Source organism: Nocardiopsis lucentensis DSM 44048 (assembly GCF_000341125.1).
Classification (GTDB): domain Bacteria; phylum Actinomycetota; class Actinomycetes; order Streptosporangiales; family Streptosporangiaceae; genus Nocardiopsis; species Nocardiopsis lucentensis.
The window spans coordinates 1-3643 of record NZ_ANBC01000173.1; the positions used below are offsets into that span (position 1 = coordinate 1).

At 72.9% G+C, this 3643-nt stretch carries 4 protein-coding genes; 1 reads left to right on the forward strand and 3 read right to left on the reverse strand.

Annotated features, from left to right (window positions below; genetic code table 11):
- Positions 1-165 precede the first annotated feature (165 nt).
- Positions 166-381 carry a DUF1232 domain-containing protein gene (locus tag D471_RS33195; protein WP_241479574.1) on the forward strand — a complete coding sequence of 72 codons (216 nt, stop codon included), beginning with the start codon at positions 166-168 and terminating at the stop codon, positions 379-381.
- On the opposite strand, the gene D471_RS37545 is transcribed toward D471_RS33195, so the two are convergent.
- From D471_RS37545 to D471_RS33205, 3 genes are all read right to left on the reverse strand, one after another.
- Positions 369-1061: a hypothetical protein gene (locus D471_RS37545; protein WP_017597742.1), complete on the reverse strand. Its 693-nt coding sequence runs from the start codon at positions 1059-1061 to the stop codon at positions 369-371. The genes D471_RS33195 and D471_RS37545 overlap by 13 nt on opposite strands.
- A 178-nt stretch (positions 1062-1239) precedes the next feature.
- Positions 1240-2103 carry a sulfite exporter TauE/SafE family protein gene (locus D471_RS0105735; RefSeq protein WP_017597743.1) on the reverse strand — a complete coding sequence of 288 codons (864 nt, stop codon included), beginning with the start codon at positions 2101-2103 and terminating at the stop codon, positions 1240-1242.
- 195 nt (positions 2104-2298) lie between these two features.
- On the reverse strand, positions 2299-3643 hold a 1345-nt coding region (locus D471_RS33205; protein ID WP_017597744.1), incomplete at its 5' end, for an MBL fold metallo-hydrolase.

Sequence of the window (3643 nt, forward strand, 5' to 3'; positions counted from 1 at the left end):
CGCGGAGTTCGAGAGGGGACTGCGCAGGCTGGTGGAGATGGTCGAGGAGGAGAGCCGACGGCCCTCCGGCCACTGATCCCCCCTCGGAACACGGACGAACAGCCCTGCCGTCTGGGGCGTGCGCTCCCTCGGTGACCGGATCCGCCCGTGGGCACCGTGTGGCCCGTGGCGCTGTCCGCGGTCGGCGGGCTACTCCTGCTCTGGCCGCTCGCCGCCCTCGCTCGGGCCCGGCAGCGCGAGGTGCGGCTGCTGCCCGGCCACCTCGCGCTGCCCGTCGACCCGGTACCGGACTTCATCCCCGTACTCGGACACGCTGACGACGCCATCGCGGTCGCCGCCGTGCTCCGTCTGGTCGGCCCGCCCTTCGCTCAGGACCGTTGATCCTCCGACCGGTGTCGTCCCGGCTGCCCGTCGAACACGTCCTCGAAAGGTCGCGAAGACACCAGAGAAAGCCGTTGCCGACATGACGCGACACGGTCCACCACCCAGGACCGAACGGCCCCGCTGTCGCGCACCATGCCCAGGACTTCTCGCGCCGTCCGCTGGACCCCATGCATCCAAGGGGCGATGGGATCCTCCTCCAGGACCGCCGCGAACCGTTCCCGGGCCACGGCGGTGTCACCGACGAGCGCCGCCGCGACACCGGCGTTCCACGGCTCCCGGAGATGCCCCCGCCTGACCGGCTGAGCCGCCATGAACTCCGCCGCCGACCCAGGATCGGGGAACCTGCGCCGGAACTCCTCCATCCGTCCTCGGGCGAGAAGAGCCAGATCCTCTGCGACTGGCGCGAACTGCTCGTCGTCGCGGTAGTCCGCGGTTCCACGCAGTCGCTCACTGACGTTGAAGGCGAAGTGGTCGAGGTCCTGCCACAGCCACATCGCTCCGACGCGCAGGCCACCGCCCTCGCTCCACCGGGGGGAGGGGAACTCCACGAGCCCCAGCCACCATCCGTGGTCGTCCAACCACAACCGGGACCGGCCGCGTTGGCGGAGGCCGAGGGGACGCAGCCGGGCCCGAGCCGCCGCGGCCACCAGCCGTGACGCCGAGGAGACGGATGCCATGACGAGATTCTCCCTCAGAGGGCCGGGTGCCGGTCCAGGACGCGACGCCCCGGGACACGGCCGGGTATCGCACCGGACGACTCCGGGCTGCGGGATCGGTCCGGTGGAGGGCATCCCCGTTCCGACTCCTCTGACCCTCCCGGCCCGGAAAGGAGGGCTCCGCGGCGCCCGGCCCCTCTCACGCCCCCGCCCGCAGGGGCGGTGCCAGGGGACAGTACTCTCCGGCCAGTCGGCAGGCGGCGGCCAGTCCCGCGACGACGGCCGCGACGATCACGGTGACGAGGCCGAACGGCGCGGGAAGCTCCTGGGTGAGCACGAAGACGCCCATGACCAGCACGAAGCCACCGAAACCCTTCCGGAGAACGGGTTCGGGCACCCGGGAGGTCAGGAGCGCGCCGACGAACGACCCCGCGACGGCGGCGACCGTGACGGTGGCGACCAGCGTCCAGTCCAGGCTCACCGTCGTCAGGTATCCGGCGAGCCCGGCGAAGGACTTCATGGCGATCACCAGCAGCGAGGTCCCCACCGCGACCGGCATGGCGAGTCCGCCCAGCAGTGCCAGGGCGGGCACGACCAGGAAGCCGCCTCCGGCGCCGACGAGACCGGTGACCGCCCCGACGGCCAGACCGTCCAGGACGATCCGCTTCAGGGGCAGGGCCCCGCCGCGGGGTTCCCCGCCCCCNCTTCCGCGGATCATGGCCACGGCGGTGGCGACCATCATGAGGGCGAAGGCGATCATCAGGAGGGTGCCGGGGATGTGTCCTCCCGCCAGACCGCCCAGGAAGGCGCCCGCCATGCCCGCCGCCCCGAAGACCAGTCCGGTGCGCCACCGGACGTTCCCCCGACGGGCGTGGGTGAACGTGCTGATCAGCGAAGTGGTACCGACGACGAACAGGGACGCGGCGATGGCCTCCTTGGGGCCCATGCCCGCGACGTAGGTCAGCAGCGGGACCATCAGGATGGAACCGCCGCCTCCGAGCAGTCCGAGCGTGAGACCCACCACCACGGCGAGCGCCGCGACCAGGATCATCTGGAACTCCATGCTTCACTTCTTTCGTGGTTCGGACCTGCGGGTTCGACCGGGCGACGGTCCGTCCCGGTCCGGGCGGTACCGCTCCCGAAGGGGCGCTGTGCCCCGGATGTGGTCGGAGCGGTCCTGACGGCGCCCCGGGGCGGGGCGGCGCCCGTCGCGCGGAACAGGGCGCGTCCGGTCGGGCACCGCCCCCGGTCGGCGGGGTCAGCCGGCGGCGGTCCCGGCCCTCGTGCCCTGGCTCTGGCGCCAGGCGGCCCAGCCCGCGTAGCTGCCGTCGAGCTCGACGACGTCGTATCCGGCGCGGCGCAGGGCGCTGGCCGCGACGGAGTTACGGGCACCGCCCTGGCAGTAGCTCACGATGGTGCCGTCGGCGGGCAGCTCGTCGAGGTGCCACAGGACCCGGCCCGCGCTGAGCTGGCGGGAACCGGGGATGTGCCCCGCGGCGTGCTCGGTCCTGTTGCGCACGTCCAGGACGAGTGCGGCGCCGGAGTCCTCCAGCTCGGCCGGGGAGATGACCGGCGGCACGGTCGTCGGCAGGCCCTCCAGGGTGGTGGTGTAGCCGACGACGTGGTCGATGCCGACGCGCAGCAGGTGGTCGCGCACCGCCCGGGCGGTGTCCCCGTCGGGTGCCAGGAGCACCAGGGGACGGCTCTCGGCCTCGGGGTCGTAGGCCCAGGCGCCGAAGCTGGCGGCCTTGTCCGGGCCGGGGATGTTCAGCGCCCCGGGCACGGTGCCCCCGTGCACCTCGGTGTGCGGCCTGGTGTCGACGAAGACGGTCGCGTCCTCGCGCAGGGATCCGCCGACCTCACCGGTGGCGAGTTCGGGCGGCGCGGCCAGGGGGCCCAGGACCCTGGGTCCCTCCTTGTTCTGGCGCTTCATCCGGGCGAAGTAGGCGTGGGCGTCGGGCTGCCCGTCGAGCAGCTCGTCGATGAAGCCCCTCTCGTCGCCGTCGCGCAGGTACGGCGCCCACCAGGCGTTGAGGCGCTCGTATCCGACCGTGGTGGCCGGGAGCGCGCCGAGCGCCTTGCCGCACGCGCTGCCGGAGCCGTGCCCGGGGTAGACCTGGACGTGGTCGGGCAGCGTCAGGAAGGCGTCGCGGAGGCTGGCGAACAGCAGTCGCGCGCCCTCGTACCGGGTGTCCACCCCTCCCGCGGCCTCGTCGAGCAGGTCGGGGCGGCCCAGGTCCCCCGCGAAGACGAAGTCGCCGGAGAGCATGTAGCCCGGGTGTTCGCTGAACGCTCCGTCGGTGACCAGGAAGGACAGGTGCTCCGGGGTGTGGCCGGGCGTGTGGCGGGCCCGGACCGTGATGTTGCCGATGATGATGGCGTCGCCGTCCAGGAGACGCTCGGCGTCGAAGCCGTACTGCCAGTCCTCGCCTCCCTCACCGGAGACGTACACCGTGGCGCCCGTCGCCGCGGCGAGTTCCCGGGTGCCGGAGAGGTAGTCGGCGTGGATGTGGGTCTCGGTCACGGCGACGATCCGCATGCCGTGCGCGCGTGCCAGGTCGAGGTATTCGCCGATGTCGCGGCGGGCGTCGACCACGACGGCC